Origin of the sequence: Xanthomonas melonis (assembly GCF_020783655.1) — a bacterium.
In the GTDB taxonomy this organism is placed as follows: Bacteria; Pseudomonadota; Gammaproteobacteria; order Xanthomonadales; family Xanthomonadaceae; genus Xanthomonas; species Xanthomonas melonis.
Genome location: NZ_JAJGQH010000001.1, coordinates 400,051 through 418,558 on the forward strand (window position 1 = coordinate 400,051; position 18,508 = coordinate 418,558).

General features: G+C 65.6%; 14 protein-coding genes and 1 other RNA gene. 7 read left to right on the top strand and 8 right to left on the bottom strand.

The genetic code is table 11. The features are described 5' to 3' along the window. Positions 1–63 precede the first annotated feature (63 nt). Positions 64–2,346, bottom strand: coding sequence for an ATP-dependent Clp protease ATP-binding subunit ClpA (clpA, locus tag LL964_RS01695; protein ID WP_104587140.1), 2,283 nt, complete (start codon positions 2,344–2,346; stop codon positions 64–66). A gap of 141 nt (positions 2,347–2,487) precedes the next feature. Further along, complete coding sequence (clpS, locus tag LL964_RS01700; RefSeq protein WP_029219836.1) at positions 2,488–2,808, bottom strand: ATP-dependent Clp protease adapter ClpS; 321 nt, start codon at positions 2,806–2,808, stop codon at positions 2,488–2,490. A gap of 253 nt (positions 2,809–3,061) precedes the next feature. Here clpS and LL964_RS01705 point away from each other — a divergent pair, with 253 nt between their 5' ends. From LL964_RS01705 to LL964_RS01725, 5 genes are all read left to right on the top strand, one after another. Next, positions 3,062–3,520: an NUDIX hydrolase gene (locus LL964_RS01705; protein WP_104587141.1), complete on the top strand. Its 459-nt coding sequence runs from the start codon at positions 3,062–3,064 to the stop codon at positions 3,518–3,520. After that, positions 3,517–4,650, top strand: coding sequence for a tRNA 2-thiouridine(34) synthase MnmA (gene mnmA / locus LL964_RS01710; RefSeq protein WP_104587142.1), 1,134 nt, complete (start codon positions 3,517–3,519; stop codon positions 4,648–4,650). The genes LL964_RS01705 and mnmA overlap by 4 nt, the downstream gene beginning before the upstream one ends. Beyond that, positions 4,650–5,264: a high frequency lysogenization protein HflD gene (gene hflD, locus LL964_RS01715; RefSeq protein WP_104587143.1), complete on the top strand. Its 615-nt coding sequence runs from the start codon at positions 4,650–4,652 to the stop codon at positions 5,262–5,264. The genes mnmA and hflD overlap by 1 nt, the downstream gene beginning before the upstream one ends. Positions 5,265–5,411: 147 nt before the next feature. Next, positions 5,412–6,602, top strand: coding sequence for a methyl-accepting chemotaxis protein (locus LL964_RS01720; RefSeq protein ID WP_104587144.1), 1,191 nt, complete (start codon positions 5,412–5,414; stop codon positions 6,600–6,602). Between the two features lie 84 nt (positions 6,603–6,686). Then, positions 6,687–6,992 carry a hypothetical protein gene (locus LL964_RS01725; protein ID WP_104587191.1) on the top strand — a complete coding sequence of 102 codons (306 nt, stop codon included), beginning with the start codon at positions 6,687–6,689 and terminating at the stop codon, positions 6,990–6,992. A 1,244-nt stretch (positions 6,993–8,236) separates the two neighbouring features. Here LL964_RS01725 and LL964_RS01730 read toward each other — a convergent pair. Then, positions 8,237–11,023 carry a bifunctional diguanylate cyclase/phosphodiesterase gene (locus LL964_RS01730; protein ID WP_208621425.1) on the bottom strand — a complete coding sequence of 929 codons (2,787 nt, stop codon included), beginning with the start codon at positions 11,021–11,023 and terminating at the stop codon, positions 8,237–8,239. Positions 11,024–11,142: 119 nt separating this feature from the next. On the opposite strand from LL964_RS01730, the gene LL964_RS01735 reads away from it, so the two are divergent. After that, on the top strand, positions 11,143–13,275 hold the full coding sequence (locus LL964_RS01735; RefSeq protein ID WP_167395305.1) for a sensor histidine kinase: 2,133 nt from the start codon (positions 11,143–11,145) through the stop codon (positions 13,273–13,275). Between the two features lie 3 nt (positions 13,276–13,278). Next, the gene (locus LL964_RS01740; RefSeq protein ID WP_104587146.1) at positions 13,279–15,000 is read left to right on the top strand and encodes an EAL domain-containing protein; all 1,722 of its coding nucleotides are present in this window, start codon (positions 13,279–13,281) and stop codon (positions 14,998–15,000) included. Between the two features lie 111 nt (positions 15,001–15,111). Here the strand turns inward: LL964_RS01740 and LL964_RS01745 are convergent, their stop codons facing one another. From LL964_RS01745 to flgA, 5 genes are all read right to left on the bottom strand, one after another. Further along, the gene (locus tag LL964_RS01745; protein ID WP_104587147.1) at positions 15,112–16,338 is read right to left on the bottom strand and encodes an ATP-binding protein; all 1,227 of its coding nucleotides are present in this window, start codon (positions 16,336–16,338) and stop codon (positions 15,112–15,114) included. A gap of 261 nt (positions 16,339–16,599) precedes the next feature. Then, positions 16,600–16,674, bottom strand: a non-coding RNA gene (locus tag LL964_RS01750) — sX9 sRNA. Positions 16,675–16,763: 89 nt separating this feature from the next. Continuing rightward, positions 16,764–17,096, bottom strand: a complete 333-nt coding sequence (locus LL964_RS01755; protein ID WP_104587148.1) for a flagellar protein FlgN — start codon at positions 17,094–17,096, stop codon at positions 16,764–16,766. A gap of 15 nt (positions 17,097–17,111) precedes the next feature. Continuing rightward, positions 17,112–17,423 (bottom strand): flagellar biosynthesis anti-sigma factor FlgM, encoded by a 312-nt coding sequence (gene flgM, locus LL964_RS01760; protein WP_039403903.1) that lies wholly within the window; start codon positions 17,421–17,423, stop codon positions 17,112–17,114. Positions 17,424–17,489: 66 nt separating this feature from the next. Beyond that, positions 17,490–18,134 (bottom strand): flagellar basal body P-ring formation chaperone FlgA, encoded by a 645-nt coding sequence (gene flgA, locus LL964_RS01765; protein ID WP_104587149.1) that lies wholly within the window; start codon positions 18,132–18,134, stop codon positions 17,490–17,492. Between the last annotated feature and the right edge of the window lie 374 nt (positions 18,135–18,508).

The following is an 18,508-nucleotide window of genomic DNA, read 5'->3' on the forward strand; positions in this document are numbered from 1 at the left end:
AAAAAAGCCGCTCGTTTGAGCGGCTTTTCAGACAGGCGAGCTGTAAAAGATCCAGCGCGGCGATCAGTCGACCGTCGCCGGCAGCAGCCGCTCCGGCTCCGGATGCGACTCCACCACCAGTTCGCCATCTTTGACGTCGATGTTGACGCGACCGCCTTCCACCAACTTGCCGAACAGCAGCTCGTCGGCGAGTGGGCGCTTGATCTTCTCCTGGATCACCCGCGACATCGGGCGGGCGCCCATCAGCGGATCGAAACCATGCTGGGCCAGCCAGTCGCGCGCGGTTGGCGTGGCCGACAGCGACACGTGCTTTTCCTGCAGCAGCATTTCCAGCTCGATGATGAACTTGTCCACCACGCGCAGGATGTGGTCGAAGCCCAGCGGCTGGAACTGCACGATGGCATCCAGACGGTTGCGGAACTCCGGGGTGAACCCGCGACGGATCGACTCCATCGCATCGGTGGAGTGATCCTGCTTGGTGAAGCCGATCGACCGACGCGACGCCTGGGTGGCACCGGCATTGGTGGTCATCACCAGGATCACGTTCTTGAAGTTGGCCTCGCGTCCGTTGGTGTCGGTGAGGATGCCGCGATCCATGACCTGCAACAGGATGTTGAAGATGTCCGGATGCGCCTTTTCAACCTCGTCCAGCAGCAGCACGCAGTGCGGCGTCTTTACGATCTTCTCGGTCAGCAGGCCGCCCTGATCGAAGCCGACGTAGCCCGGAGGTGCACCGATCAGGCGGCTGATCGAATGCGCTTCCATGTACTCGGACATGTCGAAGCGCACCAGCTCGATGCCGAGCTGCAAGGCCAACTGCTTGGTCACTTCGGTCTTGCCGACGCCGGTCGGGCCGGCGAACAGGAAGTTGCCGATCGGCTTTTCCGGATTGGCCAGACCCGAGCGCGCCAGCTTGATGGAGCCGGCCAGGGTCTCGATCGCCGGGTTCTGGCCGAAGATCACCATCTTCAGGTTGCGCTCCAGATGCTGCAGCACGTCCTTGTCGGTCGCGCTGACCTGCTTGGCAGGAATCCGCGCCATCTTGGCGACGATGGTCTCGATCTCCTCGATGTCGATCAACTCCTTGCGCTTGCCCTCCGGCAACAGGCGCTGGCGCGCACCGGCCTCGTCGATCACGTCGATGGCCTTGTCAGGCAGCAGGCGGTCGCCGATGTGCTTGACCGACAGATCGACCGCCGCCTGCAACGCATCGTCGGCGTAGGTGACGCCGTGGTGCGCCTCGTACTTGGGCTTGAGACCCTGCAGGATTTCGAAGGTCTCGCCCACGGTCGGTTCGACGATGTCGATCTTCTGGAACCGGCGCGCCAGGGCGCGGTCCTTCTCGAAGATGCCGCGGTACTCCTGGAACGTGGTGGAGCCGATGCAACGCAGCTCGCCCGACGCCAGCGCCGGCTTGATCAGGTTGGAGGCATCCATGGTGCCGCCCGATGCCGAACCGGCGCCGATGATGGTGTGGATTTCGTCGATGAACAGCACCGCATTGGGCACCTTCTTCAACGCGGTCAGCACGCCCTTGAGGCGCTTCTCGAAGTCGCCGCGGTACTTGGTACCGGCCACCAGTGCGCCCAGGTCGAGCGAGAAGATCACCGCATCGGCCAATACCTCCGGCACGTCGGCATCGACGATGCGCTTGGCCAGGCCTTCGGCGATCGCGGTCTTGCCCACACCGGCTTCGCCCACGTACAGCGGGTTGTTCTTGCGGCGGCGGCACAGGACCTGGATGGTGCGCTCGATCTCGTCGGCACGCCCCACCAGCGGATCGATCTTGCCGCTGCGCGCCTGCTCGTTGAGATTGGTGGCGTACTCGGCCAGGGCATCGCCCTTGCCCTCGCCCTCGCCGCCCTCGCTCTTGGGTTCGCCGTCGGACGCGGACGGCTGCTCGCCGTCCTCACCGAGCTTGGCGATGCCGTGGGACAGGTAGTTGACGATATCCAGCCGGGTGATGTCCTGCTGATTCAGGAAGTACACGGCGTGCGAATCCTTTTCGCCGAAGATCGCCACCAGCACATTGGCACCGGTGACTTCCTTCTTGCCCGACGACTGCACGTGGTACACCGCGCGCTGCAGCACCCGCTGGAATCCCAGGGTCGGCTGGGTGTCGCGGCCGTCGTCTTCGGCCAGGCGCGAGACCGAGGCCTCGATGGCCTGTTCGAGATCGTTGTGCAGACGCAGCTGATCGGCTCCGCAGGCCTTGAGCACGGCCTGTGCGGAGGGGTTGTCCAGCAGCGAGAGCAGCAGGTGCTCGACGGTCATGAACTCGTGACGCGCCTCGCGTGCCCGCTTGTAGCACTGGCCGATGGTTTGCTCTAGGTCTTTGCTGAACATTGGTCACTCCGAACGGCTGTTGCCAACAATATGCGGCTTTTGTCGGGATTTTCCACAACCCTATCGGATAGCCATGTTCAGACGGCGTTAGCACGCGATTACGGTCACACTGTTGCGCTGCTGGAACGATCCGCCCAGCGGTCAGCTCTGCTCCATCGTGCACAGCAGCGGATGCTGGTTCATGCGCGAGAATTCGTTGACCTGCGCCACTTTCGACTCGGCCACTTCGCGGCTGTAGACCCCGCACACCCCACGTCCGCGGGTATGGACGTGCAGCATGACTTGAGTCGCGCGCTCCAGATCGAGGTTGAAGAACTGCTGCAGCACAGTCACCACGAAGTCCATCGGGGTGTAGTCGTCGTTCAGCAGCAACACCTGATAGCGTGGCGGTGGCGCCACTTCAGGTTTGCTGGCTTCGACCGTCAGGCCGTGATCGTGTTCGTGTGAGGTCTTGCGAGGCATCCGGGCATTATACGGTTCAACGCCGCGAGCATTGGACGATTCGCGCCGCGGCCCGCACAATTTGCTTCCAATTTTCCCGCTGGCCCTCGATGACCGATTTCCTGACCGCGCCGACGGTGGCGCTGTCGACCACGACCAGACCGCTTACCGGCGCGGCGCGCTGCTTCCGGAGCGGTACCGCCCGCCCCTGCCGCAGTAGCGCCCGGATACCCTGCGCTGCGCGGGGCGACCTGCCCGACGAGCGAGCTTGGCGATGAAGGCCCAACAGCACCGCTGGCATCCCGATGTCACCGTCGCCACCGTGGTGGCGCGCGAGGGCCGTTTCCTGCAGGTCGAAGAACGTATCGGCGGCCGCCTGCTGCTGAACCAGCCGGCCGGCCACCTGGAGCCGGACGAGAGCCTGCAGGAGGCCGCCGTGCGCGAGACCCTGGAAGAGACCGGTTGGGATGTGCGGCTGACCCACTTCATCGGCAGCTACCAGTGGCTGGCGCCAACCGGCCAGTGCTACCTGCGTTTCGCGTTTGCGGCCGATGCGCTCGTCCACCACCCCGAGCGCAGTCTGGACACCGGCGTGGTGCGGGCGCTGTGGATGGCGCCGGAAGAACTGCACGCCGCCAGCGAGCGTCTGCGCAGCCCGCTGGTGTGGGACGTGGTGGCCGATTACCTGGCCGGGCAGCGTCACCCGCTGGCCTTGGTGCGGCACGTCGCATGAGCACCCCTCGCATCGTGGTTGGCGTCTCCGGTGGCGTGGATTCATCGGTGGCGGCCTGGCAACTGGCGCAGCAGGGCGAGTCGATCGCCGGCTTGTTCATGCAGAACTGGGCCGACGACGGCAGCGGCGACTGCCGCGCCGAAGACGACCGCCGCGACGCGGTCGCGGTCTGCGGGATGCTGGGCATCCCCTTCCATTTCCGTGATTTCTCTGGCGAATACTGGAGCGGCGTGTTCGAGCACTTCCTGGCCGAGTACGCGGCCGGGCGGACGCCGAACCCGGATGTGCTGTGCAACCGCGAGGTCAAGTTCAAGCACTTCCTGGAAGCGGCCCAGGCGCTGGGCGCCGAACGCATCGCCACCGGTCACTACGCCCGGGTCACCTACGCCGGTGGACGCTGGCGCCTGCTGCGCGGCGCCGACCGCAGCAAGGACCAGAGCTACTTCCTGCACCAGCTCGGGCAGGCCCAACTGGCCGCAACGCTGTTTCCGATCGGCGAACTGGAGAAGAGCGCGCTGCGCCGCATTGCCCAGGATGCCGGCCTGCCGACCCATGCCAAAAAGGATTCCACCGGCATCTGCTTCATCGGCGAGCGCGACTTCCGCGAGTTCCTGGGCCGCTACCTGCCTGCGCGTAGCGGCGAAATCCGCGACCCGCAGGGGCAGCGCATCGCCGAGCACCCCGGGGTGTTCTACTTCACCCTGGGCCAGCGCGAGGGGCTGAACATCGGCGGCGTGCGCGGCCGCGCGGCGGCGCCGTGGTACGTGGTGGGCAAGGACGTGGCCAGCAACGTGCTGTATGTGGACCAGGACCGCGACAGCCCGCTGCTGCAGTCGCGCTGGCTGCAGTCCGAGCAAGCCCACTGGGTGACCGGTGCACCACCGGCGCGCAGCTTCGGCTGCACTGCGCAGACGCGTTACCGCCAGCCGGACGAGCCGTGCACGGTGGAGGTACGCGACGATGGCAGCTTGCAGGTGCGTTTCGAGCGGCCGCAGCGGGCGGTGACGCCCGGGCAGTCGCTGGTGTTGTACGACGGCGAGCAATGCCTGGGTGGCGCGGTCATTGCCGCCACCGATGCGCCGCTGGAACGGCAACTGGCAGGATCTTTTTCCCCTGAGGGTGTGGCTTGATGAGTGTTTCCATGGATCACCGTGTGCTGGCGCTGGCCGGCGTTGCCCAGGCCCTGCAGCAGGTACGGCGGATCGCCGAGACCGGGCATTCGGAGGCGGCCACGGTGCGCACCGCCATGGACAGCGTGTTCCGGGTCGATGCGGCCTCGCCGGAGGCGGTGTACGGCTCGACCGCGGCCCTGGCGCCCGGCCTGCGCCTGCTGCACAACTACTTTCGCAACCAGGGCCAGGACGAGGTGTTGCCGCGGCTGGCGCTGGCGGTGTTGCAACTGGAGCGCCGCTTCGTGCGCGACAACGCGACCGTGGCCACGGTCTCCAGCGGAATCGATGCAGCGGCGCGTCAGGCACAACACCTGGGCGACAGCGCGCATCCGGATGTGTTGAGCTCGCTGGGCGGGCTGTATGCGCAGACGATCAGCCATCTGCGCCCCAAGGTCATGGTGCAGGGCAACCCGCATTACCTGGGCCAGGCCGGGGTGGTCGCGGAGATCCGCGCGCTGTTGCTGGCGGCGGTGCGCTCGGCGGTGTTGTGGCGGCAGATGGGCGGCAGCCTGTGGGACTTCCTGTTCGCCAAGCGTGCAATGAGCGAGGCGGTGGATCGGGCGCTGCGTTGAGTGGCGCCCATACGCAGGGAAAAAGCGCCCACAGCAGGCGCCAGCGCCTGCCACTGACCGAGGCATGCGCGAGACGATGTGGCGATCGTCGCTAAAGACACCGGGGGGACGGCCGATACAGCAACCGTGACTCTGCCGAGAACGCCCATGTATTCACGTCCACTCATCCGTCTAGCCGCTCCTCTGGCTCTGACCTTGCTGTTCCCCTTCGCTGTCGGATTCGACTGGCCCGCTTCGGTGCGCTGGGCGATCCTGGCGACCATGACCCTCAGCTGGTTGGGTTTCGCTGCCTGGGTGACGTATTCCCAGTTCCGGCGCAATCCGGACCAGGCCCGCATCCTGCGCGAGCAGGACCAACTGCTCAACGAACTGCGTACCTTCGTCAGCAACGAAGTCGACGGTTCGCGCTCGGAAGTCGAGCGTGCCCGCGAACTGATCCGCCAGGCCGTTTCGGGTCTGGGTGGCAGCTTCGAAGCGATGAACCGCAAGTCGCGCCAGCAGAGCCAGGCCCTGGCCCGCATCGTCGACCGTGCTGGTGACGACGGCAGCGCCGGCGTCGACGTTGCCCGCTTCGCCCAGCACGCCAGCTCCCGCATGGAGCAGTTGGTGGAGGCCCTGGAACAGGTGAGCGGCCAGAGCTCCAACACCGTGCACCATATCGACGAGATGGCCCAGCACCTGGATGGCATCTTCGCGCTGCTGGAAGACGTCAAGTCGATCGCCGACCAGACCAACCTGCTGGCCTTGAACGCCGCCATCGAAGCAGCACGTGCCGGCGAAGCCGGTCGTGGCTTCGCGGTGGTTGCCGACGAGGTGCGCAACCTGTCCGAGCGCTCCACCACCTTCAACGAGCAGATCCGCAAGCTGGCGCACAGCTCCAAGGAATCGATCGCCAAGGTGCGCGAGACGGTCTCGCAGTTGGCCTCGCGCCACATGGACCGCTCCCGCGAGGCGCGCCATGAATCGGCCGCCATGCTGGAGAATGTCGCCCAGATCAACGCCTCGTTGGGCGATGGCATGCGCGAAATCTCCGAATGCGCCCGCGCCATCGACGGCAGCGTGGCCGAAGCGGTCCGCGCGCTGCAGTTCGAAGATATCGCCACGCAGACGCTGAGCGGCATCCACACCCATCTGGATCGCCTGACCGCGATCAACCGCGAGGCGGTGGCGCTGCAGGAACTGTTGCACCGCAATGGCGGCGTGTACGACAGCGACCTGGTCGCCGCGCTGCAAAAGGTGTCCAACCGCCTGCGCGACATGCGCGTGGAGTGGGAACGCCCGCCGCACAAGCCGGTGGCGCAGCAGGGCATGGGTGCCGGCACGGTCGAGCTGTTCTGAGACCGATGCCGCCGCGCGACTTCTGATCCCGACATTCCCCGGCGCGCCGGGGATTTGTCGTTCCGTACCGACCTGGTGTCCGTTATGACGTTGCTTGCCTCGCCCACCGGTGCTGATCAGCGCATCGATGCAGCCCCCGCCGCCGCGCTGCAGTCCGCCGCCTTGGCCGCCGCGCATGCCGAACGCATCGCGCAAAGCGACGCCGCCAAGCCGCTGCTGCGGCGGGTGCGGCTGCCGGCCGCGCTGGAACGGCTGGAACTCGCCGCCCGCGAGGAAGTCAAGGCGCTGATCAATCCGCGCCGCGATTGCAGCGAAGACGCGTTGTTGTTCGCAACCGTGGCCTGGGACCTGGGCCTGGATGGCGATGCCGTCAGCGCATCCGCGCGCTGACGCGATAGCGGCGGGGCGTGCCTCGGCAGGCGCCCCGCCGTGTTGTTGGACTGCCCGATCTCAGATTCCACCACCTCCACCAGCGGAGCGGCACCGCGACCGTGACGAGCGAGTGCAGTCGGTTATCGCCCTGCCCTGTCCACCTCCACATCCGCGCAAACGGCCACAGCGAGTGGTCGGCCTACGCATCGCATCCAATTCATGGACTGCTGGTCCGCAGCGTCAATACGGCACACCTGTGTCGCGCACGATATGACGCCATTTCGGCGGTGACCACTCGAGGCCTCTCACACGAATCCAGGATGCGCGTAGCGACTGCCTGGACCAGATGCGATGCTGAGGTTCTGCCGATGATGCCCGATCGGATAGGAGTCGGTCTCTCGCGAAGCAACGCTTCTGCTGCATCTGACCGGAAATGATCGATCTATCTACCTACGTTGGCGCCACCGCGAACGAGCACCCCACCCTGGTGCTCGGTCACCCCAGCTGGGGCGCACCCGCCTGAGCCATCTGGCGAGACATACCGGGACGCGCGTTTGACACGCCTGCAATCCGCGCTTGCAGGCAGCCGACAAGCCGCTCGATCCAATCCTTGACGGGTGACGAGGCGCCGCTCCACGCGCAGGCTGACAACACAACCTTCGTCTGCGTCATGGTGCTGGTCGCTTGCCAGGCGCGACACGCGCGCTCGGCAATCCAAGCCGGACTGACGACACAGGTCGATCTGGCGAAGCAATGACCGGACAATGGGGTCCTGTGTGCATCCTCGGCCCCTACTCGACAAACGAAGACGCTGGCCAGCTGATAGGAGCTCGCTGGTCGCTGCAGTGGAACTCGTCGGCGTGGGAGATCGATACGTGTCCGCTCTTGTCTTCTCCCGGGATCAAGACGTCGTGCTGTCAGTCGACGGATCGCGTGCAGCGGGCGATTTTTCCGGACAACCCGACCTGCGTTTTTCGCGCAGGAGCGCCCGGTTCGCTCGCTCCGTGGGCGGCAGGACCCTGGTGCAGGTTGGTCCTGGCAGCGCCTCCAAGAGCTGGCGCAAACGTTTGGCTTGGCCGCTATCGGCCCTCGCAGACGAATGAAGCGTTACGACGCCCATCCATAGCGACCTCACCACCTGCCTCGGACGGTTGCCATTGCCCATCGAATTGATTAAAGGGCGTGCATATCGACGATAGCCCAAGCCGCCGCCCAGATCGGGCCCACCACCGCCGACAGGCTGTCAGCGGTGGCATCAGCCGTCAGCCGGCAATCACCAACCGTGCGCCCAGCCGCATGCCGGCCTCGGCCTCGCGCAGCCATTGCGCCATATCGCGCGGCGATAGCGGGCGCGAGTAGAAATAGCCCTGGATCTCATCGCAGCCCTGCTGGCGCAGCAAGGCATCTTCCTGCACGGTTTCCACGCCCTCGGCGACCACCTGCATGCCCAGGGCGTGGCCCAGATGCACGATGGCCTGGGTGACCTCGGCCGTGTTGGCATCGTCGAGCATGCCCTGCACGAAACTGCGGTCGATCTTGAGGCGCTGCACCGGAAACCGATTGAGATAATGCAGGTTCGAAAAGCCGGTGCCGAAGTCGTCCACTGCCAGCAAGACGCCATTCTGCTCGAACAGTTCGAAGCAGCGGCGCAGCGAGTCGGAGTCGCGGATCAGGGCCGATTCGGTCAGCTCCAGCTCCAGCCGCGATGGCGGCCAGCCGTTGTCGCGGCAGATCTCCAGCACGCGCTCGGCGAAACCGCGCTCGCGCAATTGCACCGCCGAGACGTTGACGGCGATACGGCTGAAATTGAGTCCGGCGCGGTCCCAGACGACGGCCTGGCGACAGGCCTCGCCGATGGCCCATTCGCCGAGTCGCACGATCTCGCCGCATTCCTCGGCGATGGGAATGAACTCGGCCGGGCTGCACAGCCCGTGGCCTGGGCGATTCCAGCGCATCAACGCTTCGATCGCCGGCGAGGTATCGCCAACGGTATTGACCAGCGGCTGGTAGACCAGGGTGAATTCTTCGCGCTCGAGCGCGCCTTGCAGCGCGTGCTCCAGTTCCAGGCGCCGCTGCGCCCGCATCAGCACGTCCTGGCTGTAGTAATGGAAGGTGTTGCGGCCCGATTCCTTGGCCGCGTACATCGCCGCATCGGCGGCGCGCAGCAGGCTGTCGAAGTCGGACAGGCCCTCGCCCTGCAGGGCGATGCCGATGCTGGCACCGAGCTTGAGGGTGACATGATCCTTGCGCAGCGGTTCGCCCAGCGCGCTGATCAGCTTGCGCGCCACGTGACCGGCATCTTCCGGCTCGGACAGGTCGCGCAACAACACGATGAATTCGTCGTCGCTGAAGCGGCCGAACAAATCGCTGTTGCGCAGATGCTGGTGCAGGCGCGTGGAGGCCAGCTTGAGCAAGGTGTCGCCGGTGGCGTGGCCGAAGGAGTCGTTGATGCTCTTGAAACCGTCCAGATCCACCAGCAGCATCGCCAGCACCTGGCCGCGCTCATGCGCTTCGCGGATGGCGTTCTCGGCCTGCTCGCGCAACAGGAAGCGGTTGGGCAGGCCGGTCAGGCGGTCGTAATGCGCCAGCAACTCGATGCGCTCGTTGGCTTCGCGCTCGCGGGTCACGTCGCGGAACAGCGCCACGAAGCGTGGCGGCAGGCCTTCGCGACGATCCAGTTCGATCAATACCTGCACCCAGATACGCTGGCCGGAATTGCGATAGAAGCACAGCTCCAGTTGCTCGGGCAGGCCGCCGTCGGAAATGCGCAACAGTGCCGCTTCGAAAGCGTCACGCGAATCCTGGGTGTACAGCGCAAGCGCCTGTTCCAGGGTGATGGTCTCCTTGCGCAGACCGTGGATGCGGTAGCACTCCTCGGTCCACTGCATGCGGCGGGTATCGACTTCGATTTCGCAGCCGCCGATCTTGCCCAGCGCGGAGACGCGGTTGAGCAACTCGGTCCGCCAACGGATCAAGGCATCGGTCTGGCGTTGCTCGGTCACGTTCTGCAACTGGCCAAGGACGCGTACCATGCTGCCGTCGCCGTCGAACACCGGCTGCGCCCACACCCGCAGATGATGCGGGTTGACGCCCAGCAGGCCGTTGACCTCCAGTTCGAAATGCACCGGCAGGCCTTCGTGCTTGATCTTGCGCCAGGCACTGCGCAGCTGCGCAAGCGAAGTGCGGGCAAGCAGACGCAGCAGGTCGCGGATGCCGTGCAGGCGCAGCCCGGCGATCCCGAGCTGCTGCAGGAAATCCGGCGAGACCCACAGCTGGTCCTTCAACGCATCCCAGCTCCAGCTGCCCATGCTGGCGATGCGCTGGGCTTCTTCGAGCTGGGCCTGTTGTTCGCGTAGTTGCTGTTCGAGCAGCTTGTGATGATGCACGTCGGTATGGGTGCCGACCATGCGCAATGGACGGCCATCGGCGGTGCGCGAGACGACGCGGCCGCGATCGAGAATCCAGCGCCATTGGCCATCGTGCTGACGCAGGCGGAATTCGGCCACGTAGGTATCGGTGTGGCCCTCCAGATGCGCCTGCACCGCGGCGCTGACGTGCGCATGATCGTCGGGATGGATCAGCCCGGACAATGCGGTGAGATTGTTCGGCAGCGGTTGCTCGGAGTAACCGAGCATGCGGGTCCAGCGTTCGGAGCGGTACACCACGTCGGCCGGGATATCCCAGTCCCACAACCCATGGTCGGCGCTGTCCAGTCCGATTTCCCAGCGACTGGTGCCATCGGCGCCCAGCGGTTCGGGAATGCTCAAGGTGAATGCCATCACCTGGCCATGCTCGTCGCAGACCGCGCGCAGCCAGCCTTCCAGCCGCCCGCCGCCGGTTCCGGGCAGGACGCAGGCGGCCATGCCGCCGCCGGCCGCCACCTGGGCGCGACTGCTGTCCAGCACCTCGGCATATGCCGCAAGGGTTGCCGGCAGCCCGAGCGACTGCGCAACACGGTTGGCCGCCAGGGGCTGGCCATGCGCATCCAACAGCACCACCGCTGAGGTCAGCGGGTGCTGGAGCATGCTTGCAATGACGCCTGAGTCCACTCTGGAACACTCCGAAGGATCGCCCCCTGGCTCGGGGTCGCAATGGATAACGGCCGTTCGGCGGATTAGTTGAGGCGTCCGTTTCCGGTACGACCGAACCGGACCGAGTTACGGCTAAGATGGTTCCATCGCCCGCTCCAAAGGTCGTTCGCGGACCCATGCACCAACCTGTCGCCGCGCCCGCGTTTTCGTCCCCTCCCGTGTCCTGCCTGCGCCTGGCCGAGCGCCTGAATCAAGGGTTGTGGACCCTCACCGGGCTGTACCTGCTGGTCGGAGTGGCCTGGTTGCTGGTGGGCAACCGGCTGCTCAGCCTGGCCGGGGCCGCTACCCCGGAACGCTGGTCCGATGCCAGCTTCCTGCTGCTGTCGAGCATTGCCATCCATCTGGTCCTGCGCCGCTTCGCGACCAAGATCGTGGACGAACATGCGCAACTGGCGCAGTCCGAAGCGCTGCTGAAAGCCAAGTTCCTGGCGCTGCCCAGCCCGGCCTTCATCTACGACCTGGCGACCATGCGCATCCTCGATGCCAACCCGGCGGCGCTGGAGTTCTTCGGCTGGGAACGCGACGAGTTCCTGCAGCAGACCTTGCAGGCCATCTGGCCCAATGCCGATGGCGACCGGCTGGAAGAGATCATCACGCAGATCCGCGGCAAGGGCGACACCACCTGCGTCTTGAACGAAGACCTGCTGACGCGCAACGGTCCACGGCACGTGGAAGTGCGTAGCAACCAGCTGCACCTGTCCAGCGGCCCTGCCCGGCTGGTGGTCACCGTGGACCGTAGCGAGGAGCGGCAGGCGCAACACCTGCGCGACGAAGCACTGGAGCGACTGGAAGAAGCACAGGGCATCGCACGGCTGGGCTCGTGGCAGCTGGATCGGGAAACCGGCCTCGGTCGCTATTCGCCGGCGGTGTACCGCCTGCTGGGACGCAGCGTGCCGATGCATCGGCGCGAGCATCGGCTGGAAGAGCTGCTGACCGCCTCCGATACCGCCACCCAGACCCGGATCGAACGCATGATCGAGGACATGTGCACCGGCGGCGAGGTGCAGATCGACGTGCTGCTGCCGTTGACCGGCGGCGATTCGCAACCGCGCACCGTGCACCTGCGTGCCGAGAGCGTGACTGCCCCCGGCGGCGCGCGGTATGTGCACGGCACCCTGCAGGACGTGAGCGAGCGCGAACAGTCGCGCCGCCTGTTGCGCGAGCGCGAAGAACAGTTTCGTGAGCTGGTACGGGTGTTGCCGGACGGGGTGCTGATCCTGGCCGACGAACACGTGATGTATGCCAATGCGGCCGGCTCGATCCAGTTCGGATTCCAGGGCGAGACCATTCTGGGCGAACCGCTGCAGACCCTGGTCAGCGACAACGACCTGCCGCTGGTGCGCGACTACCTGCGCGCCGGCAGCGACCGCAACGAGCCGGTGTCCAGTGCACGGGCGATGCGGCGGCGCGACGGCAGCACCTTCTATGCGGGCCTATCGGCCGGCGATATCCGTTATGGCGGACGGAGCTGCAAGCTGCTGGTGGTGCGCGATCTGAGCGAACCCGAACGCATGCGCGACGCGCTGGCCGAGAGCAACGCCGAACTGCAGGCGATGGCCAAGCGGCTGTTTTCGCTGCAGGAGGACGAGCGCCGCGCCATTTCGCGCGACCTGCACGACGACATCGGCCAGGCGATCACTGCGATGAAGCTGTCCGCACATGCGGCGCTGGACGAAGCCGATCCGGAGGCGCGCCGCGAAGACCTGCTGGAAGTCGTGTCGCTGGCCGACAGCACGGTGACCAAGTTGCGCAACCTGTCGATGCTGTTGCGCCCGCCGCAACTGGATGCGCTGGGCCTGGAAGCGGCATTGCGCTGGCAGGCGTCGATGCTGTTCCGGGCCTCGCAGGTGCGGCTGGAGCTGGATATCCAGGCGCTGGAAGTGCGCCCCGGCAGCGAGATCGAACAGGCCTGTTTCCGGATCGCGCAGGAAAGCCTGACCAATGCGCTGCGCCATGCCTGCGCAGGCGAAGTGCGCATGCGCCTGCATTCGATCGATAGCGAAAGTTTCGCCCTGGAAGTCAGCGACGATGGCGATGGCTTCGAGCCCGAAGGCCCGCGCGGACTGGGGCTGATCGTGATGCGTGAGCGTGCGCAAACCGTCGGTGGGGCGCTCGCGATAGAATCGGCTCCCGGAGCAGGCACGCGCGTGACGTTGCGCCTGCCCTATCACCCGGTCGGCGAGTCCGTCCACGAAGATGGTGGACATTGAGTCATGTGGAACCCTGTGATCCCGCCCGGACTGGAAATCGTCAAGCCGACCCGGCTGGGCGCGGGTAACCCCGAGCTGTTGCACCTGGTGGACGCGGCCGCTTCCGGCGGCGCGCCATTGATGATCTTCCACGTCGATATCGACCATTTCGCCTCGATCAACGAGAACATGAGTGGCGAGGTCGGCGATCAGGCGCTGACCCTGGCCGCGCGCCGGCTGCAGGAATTCCTGGGGACGCGCGGCCGGCTGTGGCGCCACGGCAGCGACGAGATGGTGATCGTGGCGGTGCGCCGCGACGACACGCCGTTGCCGGAGGATTTCGCCGAAGAGATCCGCCAGCAACTGGAGCTGCCGCTGTCGGTGCTGCCGTACACCTTGTTCATGACCGGCAAGGTCGGTATCAGCCTGTGCCCGGAACACTCGACCTCGCTGTCCACCCTGCTCGACTACGCCGAGGAAGCCAGCTACCAGGCCGCGCGCGAAGGCGGCAACACGGTGCGGCTGTACACGCGCAACTCCGCCACCAACGCACACAGCGAGAGCATCATCGCGCGACAGATCGTCGACGCCATTCCGCATGGCGAATTGCGCCTGCGCTACCAGCCGCTGGTGAGCGCGCGCGATGGCCGCATCGTCGGCATGGAAGCGCTGCTGCGCTGGCAGTCGCCGACCCTGGGCATGCTGGTGCCGGAGCGCTTCATGCGCACCGCCGAGCGCCTGGGCGTGATCGTGCAGATCGGCGAATGGGTGCTGCAGAACGCGGTGCGCCAGGCGCGGCTGTGGCGCGACCAGGGCTTCGACGATTTCAGCATCGCGGTCAATGTGTCCACACTGCAGCTGCTGCGCCCGGGCTTCTTCAACGAAGTGATGGCGATGCTGCAGACCGCTGGCGTGCCGGCACAGTTCGTCACGCTGGAGATCAACGAAAGCGCGTTGACCAACAACGTCAACTTCGTCCACGAGACGATGGCCAACCTGCGCAATGAAGGCATCAGCCTGAGCCTGGACAACTTCGGCACCGGCGACTCCAGCCTCAGCGCGTTGGTGCGCTACCCGGTGGACCGGCTGAAGATCGACCGCAGCTTCATCAAGAGCGCGCCGGCCGGCAGCCGCGAGGCGGCGATCGCACGCGCAATCATCGCCATGGGCCACCAGCTCGGTATGACGGTCATTGCCAATGGCGTGGAATCGCAGGCACAGCTGGGCTTTCTGCGCCGCAACGACTGCGACATCTTCCAGGGCTACCTGTTCGGCGAACCGATGTCAGCCGAGTCGGCCGGCATGGCGTTGCGCCGGCGCTACCTGCGCCCGGAATCGTTCGCCGAGAGCCGCCCCGACCGTACGCTGTTGCTGCTGGACGACGAGGAAAACGTGCTGCGCTCGCTGGTACGCTTGTTCCGTCGCGACGGCTACCGGATCCTGGCGGCTGGCAACGTGCGCGACGCCTTCGACCTGCTGGCCACCAACGATGTGCAGGTGATCCTCTCCGACCAGCGCATGAGCGACATGAGCGGTACCGAGTTCCTGGGCCGGGTCAAGATGCTCTACCCCGATACCGTGCGTCTGGTGCTGTCCGGCTACACCGATCTGGCCACTGTCACCGAAGCGATCAACCGCGGCGCGATCTACCGCTTCCTGACCAAGCCCTGGAACGACGACGAACTGCGCGAGCACATCCGCCAGGCATTCCGCACGCATGACGAGCTGCGTAACGGCCGGGAATAGGGATTCGGGATTCGGGATTCGCAAGAGCTTGGCTTTGACGAATCCCGACTGCCGAATCCCAGCTCCTCAACGAATCCCCAATCCCCAATCCCCAATCCCAGCGCGTCAGCGCTACTTCGGCTGCCGGATCGGTAGCACGATGCGGAAGCTGGCGCCCTGCCCCGGGACGCTTTCCACGTCGATGCGGCCGTGATGCTTGTTGATGATGCCGTAGGAGATCGACAGGCCCAGGCCGGTACCGCTGCCCACCGGCTTGGTGGTGAAGAACGGATCGAAGATGCGCTGCAACAGATCCGGCGCGATGCCGGCGCCACTGTCCTGGAACTGGATCCACACGTTCTCGGCCTCGTCGCGGCCGGTGGTGACGGTGATCGTGCCGCGCTCGGCGATGGCCTGGCCGGCGTTGAGCAGCATGTTCATGTACACCTGGTTGAGCTCGGACGGCAGACACTCCACCAGCGGCAGGTCGGCGTAGTTGCGTTCCAGGGTGACCTTGTACTTGAGCTCGTTCCAGATGATGTTGATGGTGGATTCGAGACCGGCGTGCAGGTCGACCATCTTCCACGACTCGGAGCGGTCCGAGTACGAGAAGTCCTTGAGGTCGCGCACGATGCGGGTCACCCGCTCGATGCCTTCGCGCGACTCGGACATCAGTTGCGGCAGATCGCGGCTGATGAAGTCGATGTCGGCCCGGTTGCGGATCTCGTCGATCTCAGGAATCAGCGCCTTCGGATCGGGCGCCTGCAACGCGCGCTCGTAGGCTTCGATCAGGGTGAACAGGCTGCGCAGGTATTCCTGCAGGCTGCCGAGGTTGGAGTGCACGTAACCGATCGGGTTATTGATCTCGTGGGCAACGCCTGCCGCCAACTGGCCGATGGAGGCCATTTTCTCGGACTGCAGCAGTTTGTCCTGTGCGCCGTTCAGACGCATATAGGCCTGACGCAGCTCCGCATGGCGCTGTTGCAGCTCGCGTTCGTAATCCTGCTGGCCTTCGATGTTGTGGAACAACGCCAGGAAGTGGCCTACACCCTGCTCTTCGTTGTAGTACAGATGGGCGATGACAACACGGTCGGCCACCGGCAGGCTGCCGGTCCAGCTTCCTTTGCTGCGCGCCTGGTTGAGCGCATCCGAGGGCAGCACCTGCGAGATGCGCTCGCCCAGGTTGCGGTCGTCGGTGGGATCCTCCTTGCACAGGCTCTGCCGCGCGATGGCGTTGGCCAGGATCAGTTGCCCGTCGGCGCGAAACAGCAGCACGCCCTCCAGCATCTGGTCGCCGAAGGCGCGTAGCGTGGTCGAAGACGGCAGCAATGCTTGATTGAGGAAGAACTTGGCGGTCACGGGACGAGGCTGCGGCGAGGACGGCTCAATATACGCCGAACCAGCAAGGCGCCATATCGCCCCTTGGTCGTAGATGGCTGCCACTGCAGCGCGGTTCCACCGCTACTCGCCAGGCACATCCAGCGCGTGCCGGGCTCTACGGTGACGGCTCCGTAACGGGGTCATACCGGCTCCCAGGGGCCGTCATCTGTGCAGCCGCGACGCTCCATCGGGCCGGATGCGGACAGGCCTTCATGCAGCGTGCCTGGGATGGCCAAGAGCGGCTACCGGACGTAGCGAGCAGTCGTCAGGTGGGCGTGGACGCCGCGGAGCAGCCGGAGTGTACGAGTGATACGTGCCGACTCCGCGCACCGGCGCCCGCCCGGCGATGAGCGCAGTCGTTCTGTTGGGCCGCTAGAAAGCACGGGCGCACTGCGCCCCGGTGCTCAGGCGACGGCCAGTGAGCGCCCACCGCGCACGACGCTGGATTGGCCCTTGGCATCGTACGACGGCGCGCTTTCGGTGCGCCCCAGGTGCCGCAGTGCCCAGTTCACTTCCCGGCGGCGGCGTGCCAGCAGCGCGCCATTGGCACGGTTGGCTTCGGCCAGCTCGCGCAGGCGGTCTTCCTCGCCCTCGGGCATCGCCGCTTCCAGCGCGCGCAGTGCCGACAGCTTGTCTTGCGTATGTCGCATCAACCCATCGATGTCGTTCTCGAGTAATGCCTGGCGTTCGCCGGCCAGCGCATCGCTGAGACGTTGCAGGAACTCGTTCACGTTCATCCTTTCAGGCTGGGATCAACCCGCCAGTTGCTGATTCAGATCCATCATGCGGCTGGCGATGGCATCCGGGTTGATGGAGTAGCTGCCGTTCTGCAAGGCTTCCTTCACTGCCTGGACGCGACCGGTGTCGATCGCCGAGGACTGCGAAAGCTCGCGCTGCAGGTTCTGCAGGTTGGTGGCCTCGCCGGTCAGCTTGACGCTGTCGGTAGGCGGTGTGGCGGCAACCGGGGACGCGCGATCTTCGCCGGCCGAGGCGATCTTGCTGCTGGTGGCCGCGGTACGAAGGGTGGCAGCGGTCGGTAGATTGCCTTCGATTTTCTGGGTCATGTCAGGAACTCCTCTACAGGTCGTAGGGGATAACGGCACCCAGAAAAAAAACTTTATAGAGAATTTCTACCTGGAGACCACAACGGTTCCGCTCGCTTCGACGATCCCCTGCACCACCCGTCGCGAGGAGGAATTTTCCACCGAAACGCGCTCGTTCTCGCCGGCATCGGACAGGGCGCGACCGCTCATGCGCACTTCCAGGCCACCGTTGCGCGCCACCAGCGGCACGGTGTCGCCGCGGCGGACCAGCCGCTGGGTCACCAGATCGTTGGCGGAGAGCAGCGAGCCCGCCGGCAGGATGCGCCGGGCGCTCTTGCCGACCGCAGCCACCGGGTCGGCCAGCACTGCACCGACGATCCGCGCGGCGTCGCGCTTCTCGATGCTGATATCGGCCAGCGAAATGGTTTCTCCAGCGCTGATGCCGCGGCGCAGCACCAGTACGTCCTGGTTGCGACGCACCTTCAGCGGCACGAACAGGCGCCAGCCGGCCGGCTGCGGACAGGCCACCTCCACCGTATTGGTACCGGTGGGCTGCGCCTGCAGCGCGATCGGGCAGGCCGGCATGCGCAGGCCCGGATCGAGCGTGGCCTCGGCCTCGGCATCCGGGCCGACCGTGGCCAGCGCCGCAGCACGGATGGAATCGACGGACTGATAGCTCTGGGCCCAGGCCGGAGCGGCAGCCAACAGGATGACAAGCAGAAGCAGGCGCATGGGACCAGATCCGGAGGAAGACGGGACAGACAATGCAAGCGGCGTGCCTGTTTTTTGGGGGGATTGGGGAGTCGGGATTGGGGATTCGTAAGAGCGGCTTGGCCGGTGATTCATTCCGGGATTGGGGAGTCGGAGTTCGAGATTCGTAACGGCGGCTTGGCCGGTGATTCATTGATCCGCTGTCGAGGCCCTTTCCTACCGTATCTATACGATCAACTGTCACCGAGACGATCAACTGTCTCCGAGGCTTGGAAGCAGCCGAATCGGTCTCACCGACTCGCTCATCACGCCTCTAGCTGTGTAAACCCACCACGTTGTTCAGTGTGATGTGGATCCTGGAGATGGGAGGTTGGTGTCCGAGGCTGGCATGGGGC